General features: G+C 74.5%; 24 protein-coding genes. 14 read left to right on the top strand and 10 right to left on the bottom strand.

Going from position 1 to position 26,563, the window contains the following annotated elements; translation table 11 throughout:
* The first annotated feature begins 419 nt into the window (after positions 1 to 419).
* On the top strand, positions 420 to 842 hold the full coding sequence (locus tag ABD901_RS31700) for a YybH family protein (protein ID WP_345132239.1): 423 nt from the start codon (positions 420 to 422) through the stop codon (positions 840 to 842).
* Between the two features lie 115 nt (positions 843 to 957).
* On the opposite strand, the gene ABD901_RS31705 is transcribed toward ABD901_RS31700, so the two are convergent.
* The gene (locus ABD901_RS31705; protein ID WP_345132241.1) at positions 958 to 1,788 is read right to left on the bottom strand and encodes a hypothetical protein; all 831 of its coding nucleotides are present in this window, start codon (positions 1,786 to 1,788) and stop codon (positions 958 to 960) included.
* 66 nt (positions 1,789 to 1,854) lie between these two features.
* Between ABD901_RS31705 and ABD901_RS31710 the strand changes: the two genes are divergently transcribed.
* Both ABD901_RS31710 and ABD901_RS31715 read left to right on the top strand, forming a co-directional pair.
* Complete coding sequence (locus tag ABD901_RS31710; RefSeq protein ID WP_345132244.1) at positions 1,855 to 3,015, top strand: thiolase family protein; 1,161 nt, start codon at positions 1,855 to 1,857, stop codon at positions 3,013 to 3,015.
* 6 nt (positions 3,016 to 3,021) lie between these two features.
* Positions 3,022 to 3,720 carry an SDR family oxidoreductase gene (locus ABD901_RS31715; RefSeq protein WP_345132368.1) on the top strand — a complete coding sequence of 233 codons (699 nt, stop codon included), beginning with the start codon at positions 3,022 to 3,024 and terminating at the stop codon, positions 3,718 to 3,720.
* A gap of 8 nt (positions 3,721 to 3,728) precedes the next feature.
* Here ABD901_RS31715 and ABD901_RS31720 read toward each other — a convergent pair whose 3' ends face one another.
* Together ABD901_RS31720 and ABD901_RS31725 are read right to left on the bottom strand one after the other, a co-directional pair.
* Entirely contained in the window at positions 3,729 to 6,194 is a 2,466-nt protein-coding gene (locus tag ABD901_RS31720; protein ID WP_345132246.1) for an Hsp70 family protein, read from the bottom strand.
* A gap of 22 nt (positions 6,195 to 6,216) precedes the next feature.
* Positions 6,217 to 6,822, bottom strand: coding sequence for a Dps family protein (locus ABD901_RS31725; protein ID WP_345132248.1), 606 nt, complete (start codon positions 6,820 to 6,822; stop codon positions 6,217 to 6,219).
* Between the two features lie 203 nt (positions 6,823 to 7,025).
* Between ABD901_RS31725 and ABD901_RS31730 the strand changes: the two genes are divergently transcribed.
* Positions 7,026 to 8,249, top strand: a complete 1,224-nt coding sequence (locus tag ABD901_RS31730) for a type VII secretion protein EccE (protein ID WP_345132250.1) — start codon at positions 7,026 to 7,028, stop codon at positions 8,247 to 8,249.
* Positions 8,246 to 9,157 (top strand): hypothetical protein, encoded by a 912-nt coding sequence (locus tag ABD901_RS31735; protein ID WP_345132252.1) that lies wholly within the window; start codon positions 8,246 to 8,248, stop codon positions 9,155 to 9,157. The genes ABD901_RS31730 and ABD901_RS31735 overlap by 4 nt, the downstream gene beginning before the upstream one ends.
* Here ABD901_RS31735 and ABD901_RS31740 read toward each other — a convergent pair.
* On the bottom strand, positions 9,154 to 9,726 hold the full coding sequence (locus ABD901_RS31740; RefSeq protein ID WP_345132254.1) for an HD domain-containing protein: 573 nt from the start codon (positions 9,724 to 9,726) through the stop codon (positions 9,154 to 9,156). The genes ABD901_RS31735 and ABD901_RS31740 overlap by 4 nt on opposite strands.
* A gap of 45 nt (positions 9,727 to 9,771) precedes the next feature.
* Between ABD901_RS31740 and ABD901_RS31745 the strand changes: the two genes are divergently transcribed.
* Complete coding sequence (locus ABD901_RS31745; protein ID WP_345132256.1) at positions 9,772 to 11,073, top strand: S8 family serine peptidase; 1,302 nt, start codon at positions 9,772 to 9,774, stop codon at positions 11,071 to 11,073.
* On the opposite strand, the gene ABD901_RS31750 is transcribed toward ABD901_RS31745, so the two are convergent.
* Entirely contained in the window at positions 11,036 to 11,530 is a 495-nt protein-coding gene (locus ABD901_RS31750; protein WP_345132258.1) for a tetratricopeptide repeat protein, read from the bottom strand. The genes ABD901_RS31745 and ABD901_RS31750 overlap by 38 nt on opposite strands.
* A gap of 62 nt (positions 11,531 to 11,592) precedes the next feature.
* Here ABD901_RS31750 and ABD901_RS31755 point away from each other — a divergent pair, with 62 nt between their 5' ends.
* Positions 11,593 to 12,000, top strand: coding sequence for a hypothetical protein (locus tag ABD901_RS31755; protein WP_345132260.1), 408 nt, complete (start codon positions 11,593 to 11,595; stop codon positions 11,998 to 12,000).
* 3 nt (positions 12,001 to 12,003) lie between these two features.
* Here the strand turns inward: ABD901_RS31755 and ABD901_RS31760 are convergent, their stop codons facing one another.
* A complete protein-coding gene (locus tag ABD901_RS31760) occupies positions 12,004 to 12,816 on the bottom strand; it encodes a heavy metal-binding domain-containing protein (RefSeq protein WP_345132262.1) in 813 nt (270 codons plus the stop codon).
* 69 nt (positions 12,817 to 12,885) lie between these two features.
* Here ABD901_RS31760 and ABD901_RS31765 point away from each other — a divergent pair, with 69 nt between their 5' ends.
* A complete protein-coding gene (locus ABD901_RS31765; protein WP_345132263.1) occupies positions 12,886 to 13,689 on the top strand; it encodes a TIGR02452 family protein in 804 nt (267 codons plus the stop codon).
* Positions 13,690 to 13,827: 138 nt separating this feature from the next.
* Here the strand turns inward: ABD901_RS31765 and eccB are convergent, their stop codons facing one another.
* Both eccB and eccD read right to left on the bottom strand, forming a co-directional pair.
* Entirely contained in the window at positions 13,828 to 15,222 is a 1,395-nt protein-coding gene (gene eccB / locus ABD901_RS31770; protein WP_345132265.1) for a type VII secretion protein EccB, read from the bottom strand.
* A 48-nt stretch (positions 15,223 to 15,270) separates the two neighbouring features.
* The gene (gene eccD, locus ABD901_RS31775) at positions 15,271 to 16,656 is read right to left on the bottom strand and encodes a type VII secretion integral membrane protein EccD (RefSeq protein ID WP_345132267.1); all 1,386 of its coding nucleotides are present in this window, start codon (positions 16,654 to 16,656) and stop codon (positions 15,271 to 15,273) included.
* A gap of 90 nt (positions 16,657 to 16,746) precedes the next feature.
* On the opposite strand from eccD, the gene eccCb reads away from it, so the two are divergent.
* The 5 genes from eccCb to ABD901_RS31800 all read left to right on the top strand — a co-directional run bounded on the left by eccCb (position 16,747) and on the right by ABD901_RS31800 (position 25,125).
* Positions 16,747 to 19,761 carry a type VII secretion protein EccCb gene (gene eccCb / locus ABD901_RS31780; protein ID WP_345132269.1) on the top strand — a complete coding sequence of 1,005 codons (3,015 nt, stop codon included), beginning with the start codon at positions 16,747 to 16,749 and terminating at the stop codon, positions 19,759 to 19,761.
* A gap of 321 nt (positions 19,762 to 20,082) precedes the next feature.
* Entirely contained in the window at positions 20,083 to 20,811 is a 729-nt protein-coding gene (locus ABD901_RS31785) for an ABC transporter ATP-binding protein (RefSeq protein ID WP_345132271.1), read from the top strand.
* On the top strand, positions 20,808 to 23,267 hold the full coding sequence (locus ABD901_RS31790; protein ID WP_345132273.1) for an ABC transporter permease: 2,460 nt from the start codon (positions 20,808 to 20,810) through the stop codon (positions 23,265 to 23,267). The genes ABD901_RS31785 and ABD901_RS31790 overlap by 4 nt, the downstream gene beginning before the upstream one ends.
* The gene (locus tag ABD901_RS31795) at positions 23,264 to 24,484 is read left to right on the top strand and encodes a sensor histidine kinase (protein WP_345132275.1); all 1,221 of its coding nucleotides are present in this window, start codon (positions 23,264 to 23,266) and stop codon (positions 24,482 to 24,484) included. The genes ABD901_RS31790 and ABD901_RS31795 overlap by 4 nt, the downstream gene beginning before the upstream one ends.
* Complete coding sequence (locus tag ABD901_RS31800; RefSeq protein ID WP_345132277.1) at positions 24,472 to 25,125, top strand: response regulator transcription factor; 654 nt, start codon at positions 24,472 to 24,474, stop codon at positions 25,123 to 25,125. Before ABD901_RS31795 ends, ABD901_RS31800 begins: the two co-directional genes overlap by 13 nt.
* A 7-nt stretch (positions 25,126 to 25,132) precedes the next feature.
* Here the strand turns inward: ABD901_RS31800 and ABD901_RS31805 are convergent, their stop codons facing one another.
* Together ABD901_RS31805 and ABD901_RS31810 are read right to left on the bottom strand one after the other, a co-directional pair.
* On the bottom strand, positions 25,133 to 25,441 hold the full coding sequence (locus tag ABD901_RS31805; protein ID WP_345132279.1) for an LPXTG cell wall anchor domain-containing protein: 309 nt from the start codon (positions 25,439 to 25,441) through the stop codon (positions 25,133 to 25,135).
* Between the two features lie 168 nt (positions 25,442 to 25,609).
* Positions 25,610 to 26,011, bottom strand: coding sequence for a hypothetical protein (locus tag ABD901_RS31810; protein ID WP_345132281.1), 402 nt, complete (start codon positions 26,009 to 26,011; stop codon positions 25,610 to 25,612).
* Positions 26,012 to 26,060: 49 nt separating this feature from the next.
* Here ABD901_RS31810 and ABD901_RS31815 point away from each other — a divergent pair, with 49 nt between their 5' ends.
* Entirely contained in the window at positions 26,061 to 26,258 is a 198-nt protein-coding gene (locus ABD901_RS31815; protein WP_345132283.1) for a hypothetical protein, read from the top strand.
* Positions 26,259 to 26,563: the final 305 nt, after the last annotated feature.

Consider the following 26,563-nt stretch of genomic DNA (forward strand, 5'->3'; position numbering starts at 1 on the left):
AGTCGGGCACTTCGTGCCACGACTTATCGGCTTTATACCCTGACAGGAGATAAGTCCGATAAGTCGCGGCACGAAGTGCCCGACTTATCGTTGTTTGGTGCTTTTGCGTCAACCGCGCGGCGCACCCGCGGAGCGAAGCGCTTGAGGCCACGCGACGCGCTGTAGTTGCGATTTGTCCGCATTGCTCGAGTCCGCGCCCGGCCGCCTGGGCCGCGGGGGGACCGGTTCCGACAGTTCCGAGACGTCGGTTTGGGCCAAGTTCAAGGAGGGCATCAACCACGGCCGGGGCAACGTGTGGCTCTGGGGCACGCTCGCGGGCGCCTCAGGCAGGCGCGCAGGACACGCTCGTCGGCGCGGGCGTCCTCGGCGGTCCTGTATCTGCCGGGCGTGCGCTCGCCGAAGCAGCTGGTGGTGACGACATGAGCGATGTGGTCGAGATGGTCGACCGCTTGGGCCACGCGTTTCTGACCCGGGACGTGGAGGCCGCGCTCGCCTGCTTCGTGCCCGATGACGACATCACGTACGTCGGCTCGGAGGCCGGCGAATCGGCGACCGGCCGCGATGCGGTGCGCGCGCTCCTGACGGGCCTGTTCGCCCGCCCCGAAGCCTACGGCTGGCAGACCACCTCGGCGACGGTGCACAGCCTGCCGGGCGCCGCGTTCCTCATCGCCGAGGCCGACGGAGCCGAGCACGCGGCCGACGGGACGGTCGAGCCGTTCCCGTACCGCATCACCGGACTGCTCTCGCGCCGCTCCTCGGGCGCCTGGCTCTGGCGCGCGGTCCAGGGCTCGGAACCGACGCCCGAGTGGCGCGCCTCGCAAGAACCGTCTCGATCCGGATAAATCCGGCACCCAGCACCCGATTTATCCAACATTTCGTAACATCAATCACGTGACTACGAAATTGGCGAAATGTCCGGCGCCGCCAGGCGCCGGACATTTCGGGCTCGTACAGAAGTCAAGACAGGTCCGCGCACGAGGACTCGTCCGGCAACAACGGGCGGAACTGCACCGACCAGCGCGCGTCGCCCGAAACCCAAGGCGTCCGCGCGTTCGCGCCCTTCGCCGCCGCCAGCACCGGCCCCGCCTCGACGTCCACGCAGTTCACGCTCGGCCGGTTCGGCACCGCCGGCCCGGGCAGCGACGCCGAGCCCGGCCACCGCACCGCCGGCGGGTCGGAGGGCAGCGTGTCCGAGGGCCGCCACTCGGTCGCGACGGCCGCGATGCGCGAAGGCTCGTACGCCGCGGGCGAGCTCACCGCCCCCTTCCCGAGCGTCCGCGGCAGGTCCGTCAGCGCGTCCACCAGCTCCTTCATCCGCTCCCGCGCGGCCCGCTGCTCATGGCTCAGCTCGCCCGCGTCGAGGCCGAGCGCCAGGACGGTGGTGTCGACCAGCCCGGACTCGGTGCGCACGGTGATGTGGGTCGACGGGGCGTCCGCGACGTTGGGCGTGCCGGTGTCCTCGCCGTTGCCGACGCCGGCCTCCAGGGCACGGCGGGCCAGTGCCGACACGTCCGCGCGGCCGATGTGCACGACCTGGACGTTGGGCAGCGCGGGGCCGGGGTAGATCTCCGGGATCGGGCCGACGGTGACGACCCGGCCGTCGCCGTACACGCTCAGCTCCGGCAGGTTGGTCACGGTGGCCGACACGGGCAGCATGCCGCCGGCGGTGTCCACGCGCAGGACGAGGTCCGCCGGCGCATAGCCGGCGGGCGGCTTGCCGGCGACCGTCGGGGACGCGCAGCCGGCCGCGAGCAGGGCGACCGCTGGGATCAGGCGCGAGAGCTTCATGAGCCCTTCGACGGTGTGGCGCATCGGACGGTTCCACGGCCTACTTACAGTGTTAGTTTTAGGGGCATGCGAACCGTGTACTTTGCCGCCGCGCGGCGCACGCCGATCGGGAAGCTGCGTGGCGCGCTCTCCCACGTGCGGCCCGACGATCTCGCGGCGGCCGTGGTCAAGGAGCTGGTGGTCGGGATCGACCCGGCGCGCGTCGACGAGGTGTACTGGGGCGCGGCCAACCAGGCCGGCGAGGACAACCGCAACGTGGCCCGGATGGCGGTCCTGCTCGCCGGGCTGCCCGACAGCGTGCCGGGCGCGACCGTCAACCGGCTCTGCGCATCGGGCATGGAGGCGGTCACCGTCGCCGCGCGCACCATCGCCGCGGGCGAGGCCGACGTCGTGGTCGCCGGCGGGTCGGAGTCGATGAGCCGGGCGCCGTTCGTGCTGCCCCGGCCCGACGACCCGCTGCCCAATGCGATGTCGATCGCGGACACCCGCCTCGGCTGGCGGCTGGTCAACCCGCGGATGCGCGAGCTGCACGGGCTGCTGAGCATGGGTGAGACGGCCGAGGAGGTCGCCGCGCGCTACGGCGTGTCCCGCGAGCGGCAGGACGCGTTCGCGCTGCGCAGCCACCGCAACGCCGACCGCGCCACGCAGGCCGGGCACTTCGCCGCCGAGGTGCTGCCGATCGACGGGGTGAGCGCCGACGAGGGCATCCGGGCCGACACCAGCCTCGAGAAGCTCGCGAAGCTCAAGCCGGTGTTCCGCGACGGCGGCACGGTGACGGCGGGCAACTCCTCGCCGCTCAACGACGGCGCCGCCGGGCTGCTGCTGGTCAGCGAGGACGCGTTGCGGGAGTTCGGGCTGGAGCCGCTCGGGCGGTACGTCGCCGGCGCGTCGGCGGGCGTGCACCCCGACGTGATGGGCGTCGGGCCCGTGCCGGCCACCCGCAAGGCGCTGCAGCGGGCCGGGTGGAAGGTCGGCGACGTGCAGCAGGCCGAGCTCAACGAGGCGTTCGCCGCGCAGGTCCTCGCCTGCGCCGACCAGCTCGGGCTCGACCCGGAGATGATCAACCCGGACGGCGGGGCGATCGCGATCGGGCACCCGCTGGGCTGCTCGGGCGCGCGGATCCTCACCACGCTGCTGCACCGCATGCAGCGGACCGGGGACACGCGCGGCCTCGCGACCATGTGCGTCGGGGTCGGTCAAGGTTCTGCGGTACTGGTGGAAAGGTGACGAATGATGCGGTTTGAGGGCCGGACGGCCGTCGTGACGGGCGCGGCGCAGGGCATCGGCGCGGCGACCGCGGCGCTGCTGCGGGAGCAGGGCGCCGAGGTGGTCCGGCTGGACCGGCAGGCCGGCGACGGCGTCGTGCAGTGCGACGTGACCGACAAGGAGCAGGTCGACGAGGTCTTCGCCGGCATCGGCCGGATCGACATCCTCGTCAACAACGCCGGTATCACGCGCGACAACCTGCTGTTCAAGATGCCGTACGACGAGTGGCAGGCGGTGCTGAACACCAACCTGACGAGCATGTTCCTGTGCTGCCAGGCCGCGCAGAAGGTCATGGTGCCGGCGCGGTACGGCCGCATCGTCAACCTCAGCAGCCGCTCCGCGCTCGGCAACCGCGGGCAGGTCAACTACGCCGCCGCGAAGGCGGGCGTCCAGGGGCTCACCGCGACCCTGGCGATCGAGCTGGGGCCGTACGACATCACCGTCAACGCCGTCGCGCCCGGCTACATCGCGACGCCCATGACGGCGGCGACGGCCGAGCGCGTGGGCAGCAGCGCCGAGGAGCACCAGGCCATGGCCGCCGAGCGCACGCCGCTGCGTCGGGTCGGCCGGCCCGAGGAGGTCGCCGCCGTCATCGCGTTCCTGGCCAGCGACGAGGCCTCCTACGTCTCCGGCCAGACCCTCTACGTCAACGGCGGCGCCCGGTAGGTCCGCTCCTACTTGAGGACCAGGTCGACCTCGGCGACATCGCCGGCCTGGCGGTCCTTGTGATCGCCGAGGTCGACCAGGCGCAGCTTGTAGGTCCCGGCCGCGTCGATCTTCACCTGGAACGCGAGGTCGGTGCCCACCGCGACCTGGCTGCCCGAGAGCGCCTCGTTCGGCGCCGTGAGCGGCCCGATCTCGGTGCCGTCGGGCTGCAGGAGCCGGAAGTGCTCCTGGCCGACGTACTTGCTGGAGCTGCCCGTGTACTGGATGTCGACCTTGCACATGACCACGCGGTAGCCCTTCTTCGCCTGGCCGTTGTAGTCGAAGAAGCCGCCGCGCAGGTCGCACGTGGTGTACGTGGCCGTCACGTCGTGCGCCGTGACCTTCTTGCTCTTGATCAGATTCAACGGTTCGTACGCCACCGGCGCGCCACCGCCGAGCGGGATCTTCGGCTGCTCGCGGTCCGCGTCGCCGATGATGATCTCGCCGGAGGTGAGGTTCCCCTTCAGCGGGTCGTAGATCGAGAAGTCGACGTTGTAGTTGCTCTTCTGCCCGCCCGCGACCGTGCTGTTCTCCCGGAACGAGCCCGTGTACTGCTGCCCGCCGACGGAGAGCACGATCGGCAGGTACGGCGTCTCGTTGTCGGAGCCCAGGTTCTCCATGACGACCTCGGCGGAGAGCGGGTGCTGCTCGGCCTTGCCGTTGTAGGTCACCTTGTTCACGGTGATCTTGAACTGGGCGTACCAGACCGTCTTGCCCACCTGCGCCGTCTGCTGGTCGGGGCCGGGCTGGGCGTTCTTGGTGCTCGCCGCCTGGCCGCCCGAGTCGTCCGTGGCGTCGGCGCCCGAGCCGTTGTTGCCGGCGCCGCCGCGACCGCCGGTGGCCGAGCCGTTGTCGTTGGACTTGTCGTTACTGACCGCCCGCCACGCCGCGACGCCGCCGACGCCGAGCAGCAGCACGAGCACCGCGACGATGCCGACGAGCAGGCCGAGCCGGCCGCCGGAGCCGCCCGGGCGCGGCGGCGGGGCGGACGGGCCGTAGGGCGGCGGCGGGGCTTGTGAGGTCAATGGTGCCGGCGGCGCAGCACCGAAAACGGCGGTGCTGTTGGGCTGGCCCGGCGGCGACTGCGGCGTCGCCGCGGACTGGAACGCGGCCGGTGAGACCGGGCCCGAGACCGGCGGCCGCGGCCCGCCGGAGACCGGCAGGCTTGAGACCGGCAGGCCGGAGACCGGCAGGCCGGAGACCGGCAGGCCGGAGACCGGCACCGGGCTCGGCCCCGAGACGGGCGCGTTCGGCGGCGGGCCGCCCATGACAGGCGGGGCGCCGGTGGGCCCCATCATCATCGGCGGGCGCGGCCCGGCCGGCGGCGGTGGCGCGGGGAACGGCGCCGGGCGCGGCGGCATCGCGGCCAGCACGCTGCCGAGCGCGACCACCAGCTCCGGCTGCTCGATCAGAGTCGGCGCGACGCCGAGGCGCTGGTGCAGCAGCGTGCTGACCAGCGGGATCCGGCTCGAGCCGCCGACCAGGAACAACCCGCCGATCTGGTCCACCCGCACGCCGGCGCGCTGCAGCGTGGTGGCGGTCAGGTCGACGGTGCGCTCCAGGTAGGAGCGGGACAGCTGCTCGAACTCCGGCCGGGTGACGTGCACGTCGGTCTCGAACAACGGCAGGTGCACGCTCGCGGTGGAGCTGCGCGAGAGCTGCTCCTTCGCCGAACGCACGTCCTCGCGCAGCAGGTGGTTGCGGCGCCGGGCGGCGTCGTCGCCGGGCTCGACGAGGTCCCGCCAGCGCTGCGGGTCGCTGGTCGTCATCGACTGCCCGATGTGCGCGATGATCGCGGCGTCGAGGTCGACGCCGCCGACGTCGGGCAGGCCGTCGCTGGCCAGCACGTCCCAGCCGAGGTCGGGCCGGCGGCGCAGCACCGTCGTGTCGAACGTGCCGCCGCCGAAGTCGTACACCACGAGCACGCCGCCGGGGACGATGTTGCGCCCGAGGACGGTGGTGAAGTACGCGGCGGCCGCAATCGGCTCGGGCACCAGGATCGGCGCCGGCATGCCGGCTCGGGCCGCCGCGTCGGCGAGCACCGAGCGGCGGTGCGTGGCCCAGTTCGCCGGGTACGTCAGCACCGAGCGCACCGGCATGATCCCCAGCACCCGCGACGCCTCGTCGGCCGTGCGCCGCAGCAGCGCGGCGAGCAGGTCCGACACGGCGTACTCGCGCTGGCCCAGCAGCACCGTGCCGTCGTCGACCCGGCGCTTCGGGTTGGGCTCGTAGCGGGATGGGTCGAGTCGCGCACTGCGCTCGGCGTCCCTGCCGACGAGCAGGTGCCCGTCGACCTCGGCGTAGACCGACGACGGCAGCAGGAAGCTGGCGTCGAACAGCAGCGGCTGGCTTCGACCGTCGGGGGCGGTCAGTGCAGCGACCGTGTGCGTGGTGCCCAGGTCGATGCCCAGCTGCGACTCGATATGCCTCGTCACGCCGACACGGTAGCGCCTCCCATCAACGGCGGCCGTTGGCGGCCGCCCGCGCCTCCTCCTCCGTGCGCACGAGCGGGGTGTCGACGAGGTGCTCGGCGAGGAACCACGCCTCGAGCTCCCCCGTCCGGATGACCTCCGACACGAGCAGGTCGTTGGTGCCGTCGTCGCCCTGCTCCATGACCTTGGCGGCGGCGTCGTGGCACTCCTGCAGGATCATCTCGTGCGCTTCCAGCAGGCGCGAAAGCATCGCCGGTACCTCCTCGGCCCCGTCCGGCGGGCGAGGCACCCGGGTCAGCTCGGCGACGTGGCGCGGGTCGCCGACCGCGATGCCGCCGAGGGTCTGCACCCGCTCGGCCAGCGCGTCGACGAGCTCGATCTGCTCACCGGCGTGCTTGTCCAGCAGCAGGTGAAGCTGGTAGAAGGTCGGCCCGCGCATGAGCCAGTGGTGCTTCTTGTACAGCGCATAGAGGATCTGCGTGTCGGCGAGGACCTGGTTGAGCCGCTCGCAGGAGTACATGCGGGCCTCGTAGGAGAGCGCGACCGGGAACTGCCTGATCTGCCCGAACCGCTGGATCTCGTGGCCCTGCTGATGCAGCCACGGCTGGCTGCCCTTCTTCTTAGCTGGCATGCGCGCCAGGTGCCCACCGCGGACGCGGCGACCCTCACCCGGCGCGGTGACTCGTGGCCGACCGTCGCGTTTCCGACAGTGCCCCGGTCAGTTCGGCTCCTCGTACCGCGCGTATCCGCCCTCCGACAGCTCCTCGACCTCCGCGGCCGGCGGAGGCGCTGCCCCGCGCCATCGGCGGAAGGGAATGGGTAAGCTGCGATCCCATGACGCAAGCGCCGGTGCCCGCGCAACAGCCGCGGCTGCGGCGGCGGCCGGGGTTGTTCGCGGGCCTGCCCATCGGGCGGGTCCTGCTCGTCGAGGCCGTGCTGCTCGGCATCGCAGCGGTGCTGCCGCGCGGGCCGGTCGTAGCCGGGATCACCGCATTCGCCGGCATCCTCGTCATCGTGATCGCCCTGCTGCGCGCCCGCGGCCGTTGGTGGCTGGAGCGGCGGGCGATGGCGGGCGAGTTCCGCCGCCGCCGCAAGGCCGGCCCGGTCCCGCACTCCGCCGACGGACTGCCCTTGGTGATGCTGCGGACTCTCGCGCCCGGCCTGACCGTCCGGGACGTCCCCGGCGAGACGGCGCAGGACCGGCCGATCGGCATCGGGTGCGACGCCGCCGGGTGGTACGCCGCGGTCCAGCTCGGCGGCGAGGCGTCCATGAGCGGGGATGCGGCTGCTGGGGTACCGCTGGATCTGCTGGCAAAGGTCCTGCACAACGCCGCCGATGCGGGCGCGGTCGTCCAGGTCAGCACCGTGAGCGTCCCGGCGCCGTGGCCGCAGATCGACGCCGCGCAGTTCGCCGCGCGCTCCTACCACGAGCTACACCAGCTCCAGACCGCGCCGCCGGTGCCGGCCGAGCGGACCACGTGGGTCGCGGTGCGCCTCGACGCGCGCACCCGCGCCGAGGCCGGCCTGGGCGGCGCCGACGACGCCGAGCGCGCGCCCGAGCTGGTCGCCTCGCTCGCGCGCAAGGCGAGTCGGCTGCTGCGCGCCGCCGGCCTCGAGCACCGGATCCTCACCGCCGGCGAGCTGGTCGGCGCCCTCGTACGCGCCTGCGAGTTCGACCCGGCGGTCCCCGGCTACGGCCATCCCGGCGAGCCCTGGCGCCCCCGCGAGGAGTGGACCGCGTGGCGCAACGGCGAGCTGTCGCACAACGGCCTGTGGCTCAAGACCTGGCCCCGCCTGCCGGAGACGGCCGCGCTGCTCGAGCGGCTGCTCTCGCTGCCGGCGGCGTCCTGCGCCGCCTCGCTCACGCTGACCCGCGACGGCGAGGGCCTCGCCGCGCGCTGCCTGGTGCGGGTGGCGGCGACCGCGAGCGCCCTCGAGCCGGCGGTGCGCGCTATCGAGGAGGCGGCCACCGCCGCGAACGCCGAGCTCGTGCGCCTCGACGGGGAGCATGGGCCGGCCGTGTACGCCTGCGCCCCGACCGGAGGCGGTGCCAAGTGACCCAGCCGGTACGCCCCTTCCAGCAGCCAGAGTCGCACGTCACCCAAGAGGTGCACCCGGCGATGGCCCCGCCGCAGTTCGACCTGGAGAGCTCGCTGTCGCCGGCCGCGGCGCCCGAGCTCCCCTGGCAGGGCGCGGCGGTCGCGGCTCCTCCCGCGCCGGTCGCGGCTCCCCCACCGCCGCCTGCGCCCGTGCCGGTTGCGGCGCCGCCTCCGCCGGGCCGCCCGATCGGCCCGCTGGCGCCCACCCTGCCGGCCCTGCACGTCGGCTGGCACGAGGTCACGGCCGAGGCGCTCGGCCAGGTGCGCGCCGGCACCGGGCCGGCCGGGCTCATCATCGGCGTGGATTACCAGCGCCGCCCGGTGCCGGTCCGGCTGTTCCGTCCCGAGCCGACCCGCGTGACGCTCGTCGGCGGCCTGTGGGCCCAGCGGATCCTGGTGTTCCGCGCCCTCGCGCTGGGCGCCCGCGTCATCGTGATGGGCACCGACCCGCGCCCGTGGCAGGGCCTCGGCGAGTGGGCGACCGGCATGAACGACCGCATGGTGCTGTGGAACGACCCGCGCCCGCCGGCCGCGCCCGCGAGCCCTCGCCAGCCGCTGCTGATCGTCGCGCCCGCCGGCACGCCGGCGCAGCTGGGTGCGTGGCAGACCCAGATCGCCGTGGTACCGCAGCTGGCCCCCGAGCTCGCGCACACCCTGCAGGGCGTCGACCTGGTCATGCTGCAGCAGCTGAGCCCGCCCGAGGCCGCCGTGGCCGCGGCGGCGCTGAACCTGCCGGAGAACGGCGCCGGCCCGTTGCAGGAGATGACGCCGGACATGCTGGCTCTGATGGGCGGCGGCGCGAACCGCTACGTGTGGCTCGCGCCGACGAGCATCGAGCGGCAGTACCACGGACAGCCTGCCCGCTAGCCGTCCAGGTCTGCGTGGCCGGCCTGCCATTCGGAGTACCACTGCTGGAACCAGGGCCGACCGGCGGCCAGCGGGACGATGGTCGCGACCGTCTCCCGGTAGTAGGACGCCCGCTTCTCCGGCCTCGGGTGTGTGCGCAGCCGCTGCACGTTGCTCAGCCGGTCGGCGAGCTTCACCGCGATGGCGGCATCGGGCGCGTCCCGCAGCCGAGCCAGGTACTGCGCGCGGTCCCCGCTCTTGGTGACCCACCCGACCAGCTCGGCGACCCGATCCCCGAACCGCTCCCGCACCTCGTCGATCGTCGTCGGCGTGTCCTCGACGACGTCGTGCAGCACCGCGGCGCGCAGCGTGTCCGGGTCCCGCTCCCCGACCGCGTCGACGAGCACCTGCAGCGCCTCGAGCAGGTGCTCGACGTAGGGCTCGCCGGCCGGCCGCCGCTGCTCCCCGTGCCGCTGCGTCGCGAACGCGACGGCGTCGTCCAGCGCTTCGAGCGTCTGCGGCCCGAGCCGATCGGCGAACGTCGGGCGCAACGCCGCCCACCCCACCGATCCGTCGAAGGTGCGCGTCATACGCCGTACCATAGCGTGGTCCGCGCGATAGAAGGGCCCCGTGACGTGCACCGTCAGCGTTGGTCGGCCGCCGCGGCCGCATTGTTGGCCGTGACCGCCTGGCTGGTCCCGACGACGGCCGCCGCCGGCCCGCCCCCGCCCGGCGTCTGCGACACCCCCGAGCCCCCGGGCTCCGTGATCGCCGACCGCCCCTGGCCGCAGCGCCTCTTCGACGCCCAGCGCATCTGGCCCCTCACGACGGGCACCGGCATCACGGTCGCCGTCCTCGACACCGGCGTGGACGGCGCCCACCCGCAGCTGTCCGGCCAGGTCCTGCCCGGCTTCGACTTCGTGCGCAACACACCGGGCGCCGACTTCGACTGCACATCACACGGTACGGCGGTGGCGAGCCTCATCGCCGCGAAGCACATCGACGGCACCGCGTTCGAGGGCCTCGCCCAGGGCGTGAAGATCCTCCCGCTGCGCGTGACGGACAAGCCCGACTCGCCGGTGAACCCCGACGTCCTGGCCCAGGCGATCCGCTACGCCGCCGACCAGGGCGCGAAAATCATCAACATCTCGGTCGCGCTGGACAAGGACGCACAGCCCCTCTCCCAGGCCGTCGACTACGCCATCACGACGAAGGGCTGCCTGGTCGTCGCCACGGTGGGCGCACACCACCCCACCACGGACGCCGAACTTCCGCCGATCGGCTCGGCCCGCAACCCCGTCCCCAACGACCCGTCGTCCTACCCCGCGGCGTACGAGAACGTGCTCGGCGTGGCCGCGGTGGACGACCACCAGTCCCGGGTCCCCACGTCCCAGGTCGGCAGCTACGTCGACCTGTCGGCCCCCGGCGCCCAGATCCTGGCGGCGACGCGCGCGAGCGGCCACCAGTCCTTCAAGGACCCGACGCTGGCACCCGCTTTCGTCAGTGCCGCGGCCGCCCTGCTGTGGTCCTCGCAGCCGTACCTGAAGAACTCCGACGTCTCCTGGCGCCTGCGCATCACCTCGGACCGCATCGCGGGCGGCGGCCGCAGCAACGAGTTCGGCTACGGCATGCTCGACCCGTACCGCGCCGTGACGGAGGCCCCACCGCGGGAGAACCCGGCGAGCGGCCCCGCACTGCCTCCCGCGTCGGCCACGACGCCCTCCTCGGGCTGGTCCTCGGCGGCCCTGACGGGCCTCGCGGTGGCCCTGACGGTCCTCCTGGCGACGGCCGCATTGTTCGCACTGCGCCCGGCGATTCGCCGGGGCCGCGAGCGCGGCTGGCGCCCCGGCGAGCCCACCCCGCCGGCGCCCCCGGCCGACACCCCGGAGCACCTCTTCTTCACTCCGGCAGCTCGAGCTCCGCGAGATTCCGGCTGATCGTAACCGTCGTCGGGTGGTCCGGGCCGAGCGTGGACTCGCTGATGCGCAAGGCCCGCTCGTGCAAAGGGCGGGCCTCCGTCGGGCGGGACAGCAACAGCAAGGTCGTGGCCAGGTTGTGCAGGCGAACCGCGACGATGGGGTGATCGGGTCCCAGCGCGGCCTCGCTGACCTCCAAGGCCCGCCGGCGTAGCGGGAGTGCCTCATCCGGCCTGTCCATCGCATCCAGTGCGTACGCGAGGTTGTACAGCGCCCGCGTCAACGCCGACGCCTCCAGCAGCGCCAGGTCGCGGTCCCGGCCCACGAACGGCACGACCGGCTCCCGGGGAAGACCGACGACGCGGAACGGGGCGGGAAGCGACGAGCCGGCGTCGATCCTGATGAACCTCGGATTGTCGCCGGTGTTCATGATGCCGCTGTTGGTCGTCGCGACCATCGAGCGCGGATCGGCCTCCATGGCATCTGCCTACACCGCGCTGGGCGGGGGCGGGAAGAGGCGGCGTCCGTACGATGAAGGGCGTGAACCCGGAGTCGCACCTGGATCTGGAGATCGTGGCGGCGCAGCTGCGCCGGTGCGCCGACGACCTCTCGCTGCACGGCGGGATGCTGCTGGCGGTCCTGTCGGGGGCGCTGCCGGAGCACCTGGTCGAGGTCAGGCGCGAAGGGCGGCTCAAGGCGCGCCTGAGCGGGCGGGAGCCGGCGGTGCTCGGGGTGGCCGTCACGCTCGGCGAGCGGCGGTTCGAGATCGACCGGGACGGGGTCGGTGCGCGCCCGACCACCGTGATCCGGCACCAGTCGCGGGGTGTGGTGCTGTCCTCGGAGACGGTGAGCGCGGACGAGTGGTGCCGCGCGCTCACCGCCGCGCTGGTCGAGAACGCCGGGAGCGACACGGCCGCGGTCGAGGCCCTGCGGCGGCTGACCTCCTGAGGCCTACGTCAGGGGCATGACCATCGTCGGGTGCTCGGGCTGGGCGTCCGGGTGCAGGCGGGCCACCGCGGTGCCCATCGCGAAGAACTCGATCGCGTGCTGGCCCCACTCCCAGGCCGACTCCTCCACCGTGACGCCGACGATGCCGTCGGCCTCCAGGAGCTGGCCCTCGTACTGCATCCGGTCCATCGCGATCTCGCGCGCGTCGTAGGCGGCCTGTGAGAAGTTGGTGAGCTCGACGTTCTGGCCGACGTTGGATAGCATCTGGCGGAAGGTCAAATGCGCGATGTGGTACACGCACGTGCCCAGCACCAGGCCCCGCGGCATCCAGCCGTGGCGGTGCAGCGTCCAGAAGTCCTGGCCGCTGAGGTGGGACGTGAACGGGCGGCCATGGGGCGTGCGGTAGGACTGGCCGTTCGCCGCCTTCACCGCCGTACCGACGGCGACGAACTCCAGCACGTCGGAGGCGAACTGGTAGTTCAGCGAGCGGATCCGCACGCCGATGACGCCGTCGGCGCCCAGGGCGTCGGCCTCGCTCTCCATGCGGGCCATGGCCAGCTCGCGGCACTGGTACATCGCCTGGCTGAGCACCTGCAGCTCCTGGCTGACGCTCCAGCGCGACTGCTGGATGCCGACGTGGTAGATGCACGTGCCCATCACGAGGCCGAGCGGCTCGAAGCCGGCCTGCGAGGTCAGCACGAACTCGTTGACCGACAGGTCGGAGGTGAAGAACGGCTTGCCCTGCCGGGCGCGGCCGATGCGGGCACGCGCGCTCTCGGGCAGCGGCTGCGGCTGCTGTGAGACCGGATCGCTCATAGCCGCGAACGCTACGCCCACCGGAAAACCACGTCGGCCCGGAACACGACAGAGGCTATGGTGACCGGCGTGAGTGGCCGACTGCGGGAGATCGCCCGTCAGACCGTGGCGATCGCCGAGCGCGGCGACTACGTCAACCCCGACGGCGCGACGGTGTCGATCGCCGCCGCGGTGGCCGCGTCGCTGGCGGGCACGCGCCTCTACGAGCCCGACGAGGAGTTGCCGGCCGGGCGCCCGGCGGACGGGCCGCCCGCGATCGAGGTGACCCGCGAGTCGACGCTGCAGGCCGCGCGGCGCGCAGGGCCGGGTGCGGCGACGCTCGTGTTCGCCTCGGCGAAGAACCCCGGCGGCGGCTTCCTCGGCGGCGCGGTCGCGCAGGAGGAGAGCCTGGCGCGCGCCTCGGCCCTGTACACCAGCCAGCGCACCGCCCCGGCCTTCTACGACTTCCACCGCCACCAGCGCGACCTGCGCTACAGCGACCGCGTCATCTACTCGCCGGGCGTGCCGGTGTTCCGCGACGACAAGGGCCGGCTGCTCGGCGAGGCGTACACGACGGCGTTCCTGACCGCCGCCGCCCCGAACCTCGGCGCGATCCTGCGCAACCAGTCCGAGGACGCCGGCGACGTGCCCGCCGTGCTGCGCCGCCGCGCCGCCCGTGTGCTGCGGGTGGCCGCCGCACACGGCCACCGCACGCTGGTGCTCGGCGCGTGGGGCTGCGGCGTGTTCCGCAACCTCCCGGTCGAGGTGGCGGCCGCGTTCGCGGCGGCGCTGCGCGAGGTGCCGTGCTTCGACAACGTCGTGTTCGCCATCTACGACCGGCTGCCGCACACGCCGGTCCACGCCGTGTTCGCCGAGGCGTTCGGGGACGACTGAGCCATCCGCCGCCATTTATCCCCAGCCGGGGTATAAATCCGACAAGTCGTGGCACGGAGTGCCCGACTTGTCGACAAAAGGCGAAAGGCGAAAGACGGAGAGCGAACAGCGAAGAGCGAAAGGCGAAGAGCGAAAGGCTCAGCCGGTCAGCGGGCGGCGCGCGGCACGAGGGTCGAGGGCCGGGCCGGCCGGGATGCGCGCGACGACGTTCGCCGGTAGCTCGATCGGCTTCGCACCGCCGTATCCGAACCAGGCCAGCGGCTCCGTGCCCGGCACCGCGAAGCGGCGGCCCTGGTCGGTTACCAGGAACAGCGTGCCCGAGTCGGCCTCGGAGGACTGCGCGGAGCGCACCAGCACGCCCGAGGCCGGCGGCACCAGGACGCGGTCGGCGACGAGGTCGGTGGCGCTGCCGTTGGTGGCGATGCCCTCGCCGCCCGGGCGCGGGTCGGCGTTGAGGACGAACTTCGGGGCGGCCTGGCCGTCGGCGAACGTCGTGCAGATCATGCGGGCCGCGTCGGCGCTCGCCATCGCGGGGGGCTGCGCCGGCGGGTCGAGGTCGGAGGCCGGCGGGCGGGTGGCCTTCGTGACGGCGGCGATGTCGGCGGCCTGGACCGTCTTGGCCGCCGGGGTCGCGTTGGGGTACGCCGAGGCGGTGTTCGGGTCGGCCAGGATCATCGCCTGCTCGACCGGGGTCAGTGGGAGCAGGTCGGCCTGGCGCACCAGGTAGCCGGCGCCGTCGACCGTGATGACCTGGCCGACGAGGTAGCTCGGCAGCGGCGTGGACGCCTTGCCCCGCCCCTCGACCGGCGGCTGGGTGATCTGCAGGCCGACCGGGACCGTGTTGAGCCACGCGTCGTCGACCGGGATGCGGGGCTGCGCGTCGACGTTCAGCGCGGTCAGCGCCTGCTTGCTGTTGATGGCGAACCGGCGGCCGTGCCACACGAGGTACACCTTCTGGCTGCCGTTCTCCCGCACCAGGATGCCGGCATCGCCGAGGTCGGTGCCGCCCGACGGGGCCCGCGCGACGAGGACCTCGCTCGTCACCGTGGTCGCGCCGCCGGAGTCGCGCCCGCTCGTGGCGCACACCGACCACGCGTCGCGCAGCAGCCGGTCCGCGGCCGGCAGCGCGTCGGGCGCGCCGGCGATGCCGATGAGCGGGCCGCGCGCGGTGCCGGAAAGCGACGCCCGCGACACGATGACCGGCTCGGGGGCGCGGCCGACGGCGAGCACGGCGGAGGAGAAGTTCGCGACCGGATAGAGCAGGCCGCCGCGGTACACGTAGCGGGTCCCCGTCTCGCGCTCGATGACGACGGCGTCCTCGTGCTTCCAGCCGGTGCTGCCGCCCGGGCGCAGCAGCCCGAACACGCCCGCGCCGGCCAGCGCCACCGCGGCGACCAGCAGGCCGGCGAACGCGGCAGCGCCGAGCCGGCGGGTCGGCTCCTGCGCGGGCTCGGCGTCGCCCGCGACGAACGCGCCGACGACGCGCTGCATGGCATGTTGGTGCGACTGGATCTGCTCCCGCCGGGACGGCATCGGCGTGTGTCCCCCTCCGTGCTTGGCACCGAACAAAAGGACGGCGACTCAGCCGCCGAGACCGCGCGCCCAGGCGTAGGCGCCGAGGATCTGGCAGGCCAGCGGGATGACCGACAGCACCAGCACCACGTCGAGCACGTCGGCGGCCCGGCCCAGGTACGCCGACGGCGGCCGCGACCCGTAGCGCACGCCGGCCGCCACCGCGGCGATCGCGATCAGCAGCAGCCCGGCCGCGACCGCGCCCTGCACGACCCGGTCCCCGTCGGCGAGGCGGACCGTCAGCAGCGCCACGCCGGCAAGGGCGGCCACCAGCAGCGGCAGCCGGTGGCGCACGGCGGCGAAGAGGCGCGCGCGCACCGCGGCGGCCGCGGCGACCACGCCGACGAGGACCTCGGCCACGGCGCCGCCGTTGCGCAGCACCAGCCAGCTCGAAACGACGTTGAGCAGGGCGAAGGCGAGGAGCAGCCCGGTGAGGATCTCGTCGGCCCGGGCGACCCGCGCGTACGTGGCGGCGGCCGGCGGCACCGGGTCGGGGCGCAGCAGGTCGTCGGTCGTGCGCGGCAGCCGCGGCACCGGCACCCGGCCCAGGCGCACCGCGGCCTGCGGGATCCCCGGCGCCAGCAGCACCAGGGCGCCGATCAGCGCGGCGGCGCACTCGGGGGCGCCGAGGTCGGTCAGGCCGAGCAGGCCGGCGCCGACGCCCAGCGCGCCGGCGGCGATGCCGGCCACGAACAGGCGCAGCTGAGCGGCGATCGCGACGTACCCGATGACGGAGCCCACCAGCAGCGCACCGGCGCCGACGAGCAGCTGCGGCGCGCCCAGGCGCGACAGCGGGTCGTCGCCGCCGAGGATGAGCAGGCCGCCCACGAACGCGTAGGCGAGCCCGGCCGCGCCGAGCGCCGCGCCTGCGGTCGCCTCCGACAGCGCGCGGGACAGCACGACGCCGCCGGCGAGCAGGCCCAGGGCCACGGCCAGCGCGACGATCGCCGGCACCGTCCACGACGGCCCGGCGGCCAGCAGCGGCACCAGCATGCCGAGCAGCAGCGTCAGGGCCGCCCCGATGCCAGTGGCGCGCGTCGCCGCTGGCGTCCACGCCGCGCCGTGCCGGCGGGCGCCGGCCGCGACCGCGTCGACGACGTCGTCGTACTCGACCTCGGCCCACTGCGCGTAGCGGGGCGCGAGGTGCAGGATGTCGCCGTCGCGCACGCCCTGCGCGGCGAGGGTGCCGCTCAGGTCCAGCCGGCGGCCGTCGGTGTGCCGCAGCACCCAGCCGCCGTGCTCGAGCCCCTCGTCGGCGAGCGCCTCGCCGGCGCGCGGCAGCACGCCCGGCAGCAGCATCGCCAGCGGGATCTGCTCCGGCAGCACGAGGTCCAGCCGCCGCTTGGGCGCGGCGAGCACCACCCGGGCCAGCCCGGCACCAACGTTCTCGGCCATCGCCGCGCGCTCCCTAGCGTCCGCGTCCATCGAGAGTGCCCAACCTAGCAGCCGCCGCTCACGGCGCCGCCACCGTTAGCATGTCTCCCCGTGAGCACCGTTGTGCGCCCCAGGCCGATGCGGCGGGCCGAGCCTGAATACCCAGCCGGCGAACTGGTGCTCGATCCGCCGCCGGAGCTGCCCGCGTCGGCGGGGCGCGGCGGGGCGGTGCTGGTCGCGGTGGTGCCGCTGGTGCTCGGCGCCGGTTCCATGGCGCTGCTGTTCGCCGGGCAGCCGGTCGGGCCGCTGGTGTACCTGACCGCCGGGCTCTTCGCGCTGGCCGCCGTCGGGCTGCTGGTCGCGCTGTTCGGCCGCGGCACCGGGCCCGGCCGCCGGGAGCGGCTGCTCGCCCGCCGCGCCTACCTGCGCCACCTCGCCCAGCTGCGCCGCCGGGCCCGGCGGAGCGTCGAGATGCAAAGGGCGACGCTGTTGTACCGCCACCCGGACCCGGATTCGTTGTGGTCCATCCCGCCGAGCAGCCGCCTGTGGGAGCGCCGCCCCGGCGACCCCGACTTCGGCTCCGTGCGCGTCGCGCTCGGCCCGCAGCCCCTCGCGACCCCGATCGTGCCGCCGCCGGCCCGCCCCCTGGACAACCTCGACCCGATGTGCGCGGTCGAGGTGCGCCGGTTCATGACGACGTACGCCGCCGTCGAGGACCTGCCCGTGGCGCTCCGGCTCGCCGACCTCGCCCGCCTGCACGTCCAGGGCGCGCCGGAGGCGACCCGGGCGCTGGCCCGCGCGATCGTCGCGCAGGCCGCCGCGTTCCACTCGCCGCGCGACCTGCTCGTCGCCGTCTGCGCCGGCCCGGGCGCGGCGCCGCTGTGGGAGTGGGCCAAGTGGCTGCCGCACGCGCAGCACCCGCAGCTGCGCGACGCCCTCGGCCCGGTGCGCCTGGTCGTGCCGGCCATGGCGGCCCTGGAAACGTTGCTCGACCCGATCCTGGGCAACCGCCCCCGCTTCGAGCCCGGCGCGGGCGAGCCGCACCTGCTGCTCGTCCTCGACGGCGGCGACGAGCTGCGCTCCGAGCTCCTGCGCGACGGCGGCGTCGCCGGCGTGACGGTGCTGGACCTCTCCGCCGCGCCGTCCGGGCACGGCCCGTCCTCCGCCGTCGTCTCCGTGGACGGTTACGGGATGCTGTTGCGCGCCGCCGCCGAGGGCTGGACCCCCGCCGGCCGCGCCGACGCCCTGAGCCTGGCCGAGGCGGAGGCCCTCGCCATGCAGCTCGCCGCGCTGCGCCCGGAGGCATCGGAGACCACGGACGACCTCGCCCTGCTGGGCCTGAGCGCCGTCGACGACTTCGACCCGGCCGAGCGGTGGGCCGCCGCGGGCGCCGCCCTGCGGGTGCCGATCGGCTGGTCGCCCGACGGCGCCCCGGTCGAGCTCGACCTGGACGGCGACGGCCCGCACGGCCTCGTCATCGCCACCGGCGACGCCGGGCGCGCCGAGCTGCTGCGCGCCGTCGTGGCGGGCCTGGCGGTCGCGCACGGCCCGGACCGCATCAACTTCCTGCTCGTCGACGCGCACGGCGGCGGCACCTTCGCCGGCCTGGAGGCGCTGCCGCACACCGGCGCGCTCATCGCCGGCGTCGCCGACCAGCCGGCCCTCGTCGACCGCCTGGCCGCGGCGATCGAGGGCGAGCTGCGCCGCCGCCAGGAGCTGCAGCGCCCCTTCCCGAGCCTCCTCATCGTCGGCGACGGGTTCTCCGAGCTGCTGGCCGCGCGGCCGGCGCTCATCGACACCCTCGCCGGGGTCGGGCGGATCGGGCACGGGCTCGGGGTACACCTGCTGCTGGCTTCCCGGCGCCTCGACGAGGGCCGCCCGCGCGCCCTGGACGCGCACCTCTCCTACCGCATCGGGCTCGGCCCGGCGCCGGACGGCGACCCGGACGCGCCCGGTCAGGGCCACCTCAGCGTCGCCAGCCTGCCGCCGCGGCCGTTCCGGGCGGCGAGCGTCTCCGGCCTGTACGGCCGGGCCGCCGCGCCGGCCGCCCCGGTCATCCACGACTACGTGTCGGCCTACGTCGCGCCCGCGACGACCGGCGAGAACCCCGGCGCCCCGCTCGTCGCGCCCGGCGCCGGCGCCCTGGACGCCCTGGTCGCCCGCATGCAGGGCAAGGGCCAGCCGGCGCACCCGCTGTGGCTGCCGCCGCTGGCCGAGCCGCCAACCCTGGGCGCCCTGCTGCCCGCCCCGGTCGCCGACCCGCAGCGCGGCCTGACCGTGCCGGTCCCCGAGCTGCAGGGCGGCCTGTATGCGGTGATCGGCGTCGTGGACCGCCCGCTGGAGCAGCGCCGCGACCCGGTGTGGTGGGAGCTGTCCGGCCCGGCCGGCCACGCGATCGTCGTCGGCGGCCCCGGCAGCGGCAAGAGCACCGTGCTGCGCACCCTGATGCTGAGCCTCGCCCTGTCGCACACCCCGCGCGAGGCCGCCTTCCACTGCCTCGACTTCGGCGGCGGCACGCTGACCGCCCTGCGCTACCTGCCGCACGTCGCGACCGTGGTCACCCGCCAGGACCCGGACGCGGTCCGCCGGACGGTGGCCGCCCTGCAGACCCTGCGCGCCGAACGCCAGCGCCGCTTCGCCGCGGCGTCGGTGGACTCGATGGCGACGTACCGCCGCGCCCGCCGCGCCGGCCAGCACGCCGACGACCCGTTCGGCGACGTGTTCCTCGTCGTGGACGGCTGGCCCACGATCCGCGCCGACTTCCCGGACCTCGAGGAGGCGATCGACGACCTGACGAGCCGGGGCCTGACCTATGGCGTACACGTGGTCGCGACCGCGACGCGCTGGCTCGACGTCCCGGCGCCCGTCCGCGACCGCTTCGGCAGCCGCCTTGAGCTGCGCCTGAGCGAGCCGGCCGACTCCCAGATCGACCGCCGCGCCGCCGCCAACGTCCCCGACCGCGCGCCCGGCCGCGGCGTCATTCCCGGCGGCCTGCAGTTCGTGGCCGCTTTGCCGCGCGTGGACGGCCGCCCGAGCGTCGAGGACCTGCCCGAGGGCATCGCCCGCCTCGTCACCGACATCCGCGAGGCCACTCCCGCGAGTGGCGCGGTGGGTGTACCCAAGTGACATGGATGTAGACGTGACGACCACCGCCGCGGCGGTGGTCCCGTACGTCGACCCACATCGAGGCGTCGGGCGAGCGCTCGATCGCCATCGGCCACAACACCGGCATCGCCAGCACGGGCGACGGCGCAACGTTCCACCTGCGGTGACGGCCCCTACGGACGTCCGTAGTAGTCGGCGGCGAAGTGGACACTTGGGGCGCTCGACAGATCGAGGGTTCACGAGGTCGGCGACGCGGAACAAGGCGGGGTAGGGCTGTCCATACCCCCAAGACCCAAGGGTGCCATGTGTTCGCGGGCGGCGAATTTTCCGAGGCTGTAAGGCATGGAGAACACGCCGGTCGTCGAGGTGCACGACCTGATCAAGACCTACCCCGGAGCCGGGGTCCGGGCGTTGGACGGGGTTTCCGTCGCGGTTGCGCGAGGGAGCTTCTGCGCGGTCATGGGGCCCTCCGGGTCGGGGAAGTCGACGCTGCTGCACTGCGCGGCGGGGCTGGACCGGGCAGACTCCGGGCGGGTGCGGCTCGCCGGCGAGGACATCGAGCGGCTCAAGGAGCCGCGGCTGACCGAGGCGCGGCGGCGGCGCGTCGGGTTTGTGTTCCAGGCGTACAACCTGCTCGACTCGCTGTCCGTCTGGCACAACGTGCTGCTGCCGCAGCGGCTGGCGGGGGTGCGCGCGGACAAGGGGTGGGCGCGTGAAGTGATCCGGCGGGTCGGGCTCGCCGGGCGGGAGGACGAGCGGCCGGCGCGGCTGTCCGGCGGGCAGCGGCAGCGTGTGGCGCTGGCGCGGGCACTCGCGGGGCGGCCGGAGGTGATCTTCGCCGACGAGCCGACCGGGGCGCTCGACCTCGCTACCGGGCGGGAGGTGCTCGGGCTGTTGCGCGAGGCGGTGGACCGCATGGGTACGGCGATCGTCATGGTCACCCACGACCCGGCCGCCGCCGCATGGGCCGACCGGGCCGTGTTCCTGGCCGACGGGCGCGTCGTCGACGAGTTGACCGGCCCGACCGCCGAAGGGATCGCTGCCCGCATGACGGCGGTGAGTGCGCGATGATCCGCCTCGCCCTCGGCACGCTGCGCCGGCACCGTGGTGCCTACGCCGGGACGTTTCTGGCCGCGCTCCTCGCGGTCGCGCTGCTCGGCGCCGGCGGGCTGCTCCTGTTCTCCGTCCTGACCGCGCGGGCGCCCGCGGATCGCTTCGCCGGCGCGGACGCGGTGGTGTCCGGCGAGCGCGAGGTGACCGCGACGACCGTGACGCACAAGAAGAAGGGCAAGACCAAGACCAAGACCAAGACCGAGCGGCTCACCGGGGCGGGTACGCTGCCGGCCGACCTGGCCGGGCGGCTCGCGGCGCTGCCGGGGGTGCGGGAAGCCGTTGCCGACTACGCGTTCCCGGTGCAGCTCGCCGTCGACCAGCGGACGGTGCGCGGTGCCGACGGGGCGCCGGTGGTCGGGCACGGGTGGGCCTCGGCGGCGTTGACGCCGTTCGCGCTGCGCGCGGGGGCGCCGCCCAAGGCCGGCGAGGCGGTCGTCGACGCCGACCTCGCGGCGCGGGCGCGCCTCTCCCCCGGCTCGACCGTGGAGGTGACGACCCGCGCCGGCGTGCGGTCGCTGCGCGTCTCGGGCATCGCCGCGCCCGCGCAAGCAAACGGGCTGCCGGCCCAGGGGGCGCTGTTCGTCGCGGACGGGGAGGTGGCCGCGCTGTCGGGGCTGGCCGGGCCGACCGCGATCGCCGTCCGTACGGCGGATCCGGCCACCTTCGCCGCCGCGGCCCTGCGGGTGACCGACGCGCCGGTGCTCACCGGCGACGACCGCGTCCGCGCGGACCTGCCCGGCGCGCTGCCGGACTACGTCGCGCCGATCTCGATCTTCGGGTTCGTCATCGGCATCACCGCGTTCGCGGCCGTGTTCGTGCTGGTCGGGACGGTGGCGCTGGGCGTGCGGCAGCGGCTGCGCGAGCTCGCGCTGCTGCGCACCATCGGTGCGACGCCCCGGACGCTGCGGCGGCTGCTCGGCGTGGAGGCGGCCGTGCTGGGCCTCGTCGCCTCGATACCGGCCGCGCCGTTGGGCGCCGCGATCGCCGGGATGATCGCGGGCCGCTTCCGCGACCTCGGCGTGGTGCCGGCCCAGTTCGCGGTGCGGGTCAACGGCGGCGTGCTCGTCGCGGCGGCGTTCGCAGGGGTGCTGCTCACGGTGCTCTCGGCGCGGATCGCGGCCCGGCGGGCGGTGCGGATCGCCCCGACGCAGGCGCTGGCCGAGACGGCGGTCGCGCCACGCGGCGCCGGCGCGCTGCGCGTCGTGCTGTCGGTGGTCGCGGCGGCCGGTGCCGTCACCGTGCTTTCCGTGGTACCCCTGGACGGGCCCCTTGGCATGGGCATGAGCTTCGTGTCGTGCGCGCTGCTGCTGTGCGCCGTGGCGGCGAGCGGTCCGCTGCTGGTGCGCGGGCTGACCGCGGTCGTGGCCCGGCTGGCGCCCGGGCGCGCGGGCCGGCTGGCGGGGCTGATCGCGCGGGCCGAGTACCGCCGGGTCGCCGCGGTCGCCGTCCCGCTCGTGCTGATGTTCGCCGTCAACGCGACGATGCTGCTCAACAGCTCGCTGCTGACCCGGCTGGCCGGGGACGAGCAGGCGGCCCGCGGTGCGCCCGCCGACGTGCGCGTCGACACCGCGGCCGGGCTGCCGCTCACCGCGGCCGAGGAGCTCATCCGCGCCTCGGGCGCCGCGGGCGCGGCGGCGACGATACCGACCCGGGCGATCCTGGTGCGCGGCGGCAAGCCCGAGGACTACGCCGCGCAGGGGCTGCTGTCCACCGGTGCGCCCGCGCTCGACCTCGGCGTGCGCGACGGTGCGCTGCGCCCGGACGGGCTGGCGATGAGCGCCTTCCTGGCCCGCCAGGAGGGGCTGCGCGTCGGTGACCGGGTTCCGGTGTGGCTCGCCGACGGGTTCCGGACCGAGCTGCCGCTGACCGCCGTGTACGAGCGTTCGCACGGCTTCGGCGAGCTGGTGCTGCCCGCCTCGCTCGTCGCGGCGCACGATCCTCGCGGCCTCGTCACCGGGCTGGCCTTGCGCGGTACCACGCAGGGCGCGCCGGTCCGGACCGCCGCGCCCGCGCCCGCCGACGCGCCGCAGCAGCAGGGCGCCTGGGAGCTGATGGTCGCCGTCTCGCTGGGCTTCACCGCGATCGCCGTGGTCAACACCTTCGCGATCGCCACCGCCGCGCGCCGGCGGGAGTACGCGGACCTGCGGCTCGCGGGCGCCACCGGCACGCAGGTGCGCCGGCTGGTCACCGCCGAGGCCGGCATCACCGTCGCGGTCGGCGCGCTGCTGGGCGCGGCGGTCACCGCGATCGTGGTGGGCGCGTTCAGCGTCGCGCAGGACGGCGTGTTCCGGGTGTTCGTGGACCCGCCGGTCTACGCGGCGCTCCTCGGCGGCACCGCGCTGCTGGGGCTGATCGCCGGCGCCGTGCCCGTGCGCTTCGTGGTCCGGAAACGATGCGTAACCTGGTCCGAGTGAGGCGTACGGCGGCGGCGTTGGCGTACCTGGCCAGCGGCGTGGTGGCCGGCCCGGTCGGGCTGCTGTGGAGCGTGGCCTCGACGGTCGCCGTCCTGGTCCTCGCGATCACGCAGCTCGGCGGGCCGGCGTTCCTCGGCGCCGCCTGGGTCACCCGCGGCCTCGCCCGGCTCGAGCGCCACCGGGCCGGGTGGGTGCTGGGCCGGCCGATCGACCCGCCGTACGTGGCCGCGGGCGGCGACACCCTGCGCCGCCGGGTCGCGGCCGTCGGCTCGCAGCCCGCCACCTGGCGCGACCTGGCCTGGCTGGTGCTGCTGTTCCCGTTCGGCGTCGGGCTGGGCGTCGCCGGGATCGTCACCGCCGCGGTCTGCGCCGGGGTGCTGACCGCGCCCGCGTGGGCCTGGGCGGTGCCCAACCCGCGGGCTCCGTTCCCCGTGAAACCATTGATGACCACCACGCCCGGCCGGTTCGGCCTGACCCTGCTGGGCCTGCTCCTGGTGCCGCTGGCGGTGTGGATCGTGCGCCGGCTGGCCGCGCTGGAGGTCGCCGTCGCACGTGCGCTGCTGGCCCCGGGCGAGCACCGGCGCCTCGTCGAGGAGACCGAGCGGCTGGCGCGCACCCGCGCGCGGGTGGTCGACGCACAGGCGGCCGAGCTGCGCCGGATCGAGCGGGACCTGCACGACGGCGCGCAGGCCCGCATCGTCGGGGCCGGGATCACTCTGGCGCTCGCCGCGCGCAAGATCCGGGCCGGCGGGGCCGCGGCGGACGACGTGGAGACCGCGCGCCGGCAGCTCGACGAGGCGCTCGCCGAGCTGCGCCGGCTGGTGCGGGGCATCCACCCGCCGATACTCACCGACCGAGGGCTGCACGCCGCGCTGGCCGCGCTGGCCGCCGACAGCCCGCTGACCGTGGCCGTGCGCGGGGACGCGGGGCTGCGCTTCCCGGCGGCGGTGGAGTCGGCCGCGTACTTCGTGGCGGCCGAGGGGCTCGCCAACGCCGCGAAGCACTCGGGCGCGGGGGCGTGCGCGATCGAGCTGCGCGGTACCGAATCCCGGGTCTCGATCACCGTCGAGGACGACGGCCGGGGCGGCGCCGATCCCGCCGGCGCGGGCCTGGACGGCCTGCGGCGGCGGGTCGAGGCCCTGGACGGCACCCTGACCGTGTCCAGCCCACCCGGTGGGCCCACCCTGCTGAAGGCGGAGTTCCCGTGCGCATCGTGATCGCCGAAGACCTGCTCCTGCTGCGCGACGGGCTGGTCCGGCTGCTCACCGACACCGGCCACACCGTGCTCGCCGCCGTCGGCTCGGCGCCGGAGCTGCTCGCGGCGGTCGCGGAGCACTCGCCGGAACTGTCCATCGTGGACGTGCGCCTGCCGCCGGGCTTCCGCGACGAAGGCCTCCGGGCGGCGCTTTCGATCCGCGCCGCCGACCCGTCCGCGCGGGTGCTCATCCTGTCGCAGTACGTCGAGCGCGCCTACGCCGCCGACCTGCTCGCCGACGGGCGGGGCGGGGTCGGCTACCTGCTCAAGGACCGGGTGACCGCGCTGGACGACTTCCTCGACGCGATCGAGCGGGTGGCGGCGGGCGGCACCGCGATGGACCCGGAGGTCGTGCGGCAGCTGTTCACCCGCAACGACCGCAACGCCGGGGTGGGTGCGCTGACGCCGCGGGAGCGCGAGGTGCTGTCGCTGATGGCGCAGGGGCTGTCGAACTCCGCGATCTGTGCCGCGCTCGTGCTCGCGCCGGTCTCGGTGGAGAAGCACATCACGAACATCTTCGCCAAGCTCGCGCTGCCGCCCTCGGACGACGCGCACCGCCGGGTGCGCGCCGTCCTGGCGTACCTGGGCGCCGAGGCGTCCTGACCCGGGTTCAGCTCTGCGCGCCGACGGCACGCCGCCGCCGGGCCGCGATGAGCACGACCGCGCCGAGCGCCACCAGGCCGGCGCCGACGCCCGCGATGAGGATGATGTTCAGGCCGGTCCTGGGCAGCCCGCCGCCACCGCCGCCGGGCGTGGGGCTCGTCGACGGCTCCGGACTGCCGCTCACCACGACCGTGATCGGCATTCCGTCGTCGCTGGGAACCGCGTGCGCAGGCGCGCCCGCCAGGAGCAACGCGAAGACGGCCGCGAATAGCACGACGAGGCGGACATACGGCTGGTTCGTGCGGGCTGGTTTCATGAATGATCCGTTCCGGCGCAACCGTTGAGCATCCGGCCATCCTGGCGCGCCCGGGTTTCGTGAACCGACACACCAATGGGCGGGCCGGTGAACACCTATACGTGTCGGGAATAGGGTCGCGGTGAAACGCGGCCGCCAATGTTCGGGGCCGTTTTCAGGCATTGGGCATCACGCGGTCGAGATCACCCGCCAGGCGGTGTCACCCAGGGCGCGGCGCGGCGCCGGCGGGTTCTCCACCGCGCCGCGGGTGAGCCGCTCGACGGCCCGCGGTGCCTCCCGCAGCAGCCGCCGGCCCTCGGTCAGCAGAGCGGCGGGCAGGGCGGCCATGAACCGCCCGACGTTGTACTGACACTCGCGCGCCCGCAGGTACGAGCGGTGCGAGACCGCGACCGGCACGCCGTCGAGCTCGACCCGCCAGACCCAGTGCCCGCTGGTGCCCAGCGCGGTCGAGACGGGGTTGAGCCGGTCGGCGGCGTCCACCAGGCCGAGGACGGCCTCGCGACACTCCGCCTCGGTGTCGAAGGGTTGCTTCCCGCGGCCGAGGATCCGATTGTTGGGTGAGCAAAGCATCCATGCGGTCCGCTGTTGCCGGTCCGCAACAGACTCGTCATCGTCGGGTGTGACGATCGCCAGGAAAATGAACCGCGGCGGCAGCATGTGGACATTCCTCCCCGAATGTTCGTTGCCGGCGCGACGGGCAGCTCGTAGCTCGGCCGGCGCGCAGGCCACCGTGCTGACACTCGATTTCGGCGATGACGTGGCACGCGTACCTGACCGCACGCCGGACATGCACGAGATGAACATCAGAAAACGATGAGTAATCCATTCAGCAGAAACGCCTGACCGAACAGGCGATAGCCAGCAGTACCCCATTAAGCGTCCGGTCTGATGGGTGCCTGAATTGAACCTGAATGCCCGCTGTGAACGCGCTGCCGCCGTCCCGCGCGCGGGCGCGGACTCGCCAAGATCGGTCCATTGTGGCCGGACCAAAAAGGCGCCGGGGCGGCCGGCCTGTACGGCCGGCCACCCCGGCGGGTGGATCGCGGGATCGATCGGGCGCCGGACTCCTCGTCCCGGCGGCGCGCCGCGTACCGCAGGCCGACCCGACGCCGATCATCGCGA

The organism is Dactylosporangium darangshiense, from assembly GCF_039537565.1.
Taxonomy (GTDB): domain Bacteria; phylum Actinomycetota; class Actinomycetes; order Mycobacteriales; family Micromonosporaceae; genus Dactylosporangium; species Dactylosporangium darangshiense.

Coding starts and splice junctions, on each gene's coding strand:
- eccB (WP_345132265.1), bottom strand. CDS start 15,222: ATGCCGTCCCGGCGGGAGCAGATCCAGTCGCACCAACATGCCATGCAG.
- ABD901_RS31715 (WP_345132368.1), top strand. CDS start 3,022: ATGCGGTTTGAGGGCCGGACGGCCGTCGTGACGGGCGCGGCGCAGGGC.
- ABD901_RS31810 (WP_345132281.1), bottom strand. CDS start 26,011: ATGCTTTGCTCACCCAACAATCGGATCCTCGGCCGCGGGAAGCAACCC.
- ABD901_RS31750 (WP_345132258.1), bottom strand. CDS start 11,530: ATGGAGGCCGATCCGCGCTCGATGGTCGCGACGACCAACAGCGGCATC.
- ABD901_RS31740 (WP_345132254.1), bottom strand. CDS start 9,726: ATGACGCGCACCTTCGACGGATCGGTGGGGTGGGCGGCGTTGCGCCCG.
- ABD901_RS31705 (WP_345132241.1), bottom strand. CDS start 1,788: ATGAAGCTCTCGCGCCTGATCCCAGCGGTCGCCCTGCTCGCGGCCGGC.
- ABD901_RS31790 (WP_345132273.1), top strand. CDS start 20,808: ATGATCCGCCTCGCCCTCGGCACGCTGCGCCGGCACCGTGGTGCCTAC.
- ABD901_RS31730 (WP_345132250.1), top strand. CDS start 7,026: ATGACGCAAGCGCCGGTGCCCGCGCAACAGCCGCGGCTGCGGCGGCGG.
- ABD901_RS31760 (WP_345132262.1), bottom strand. CDS start 12,816: ATGAGCGATCCGGTCTCACAGCAGCCGCAGCCGCTGCCCGAGAGCGCG.
- ABD901_RS31725 (WP_345132248.1), bottom strand. CDS start 6,822: ATGCCAGCTAAGAAGAAGGGCAGCCAGCCGTGGCTGCATCAGCAGGGC.
- ABD901_RS31700 (WP_345132239.1), top strand. CDS start 420: ATGAGCGATGTGGTCGAGATGGTCGACCGCTTGGGCCACGCGTTTCTG.
- eccD (WP_345132267.1), bottom strand. CDS start 16,656: ATGGCCGAGAACGTTGGTGCCGGGCTGGCCCGGGTGGTGCTCGCCGCG.
- ABD901_RS31710 (WP_345132244.1), top strand. CDS start 1,855: ATGCGAACCGTGTACTTTGCCGCCGCGCGGCGCACGCCGATCGGGAAG.
- ABD901_RS31805 (WP_345132279.1), bottom strand. CDS start 25,441: ATGAAACCAGCCCGCACGAACCAGCCGTATGTCCGCCTCGTCGTGCTA.
- ABD901_RS31785 (WP_345132271.1), top strand. CDS start 20,083: ATGGAGAACACGCCGGTCGTCGAGGTGCACGACCTGATCAAGACCTAC.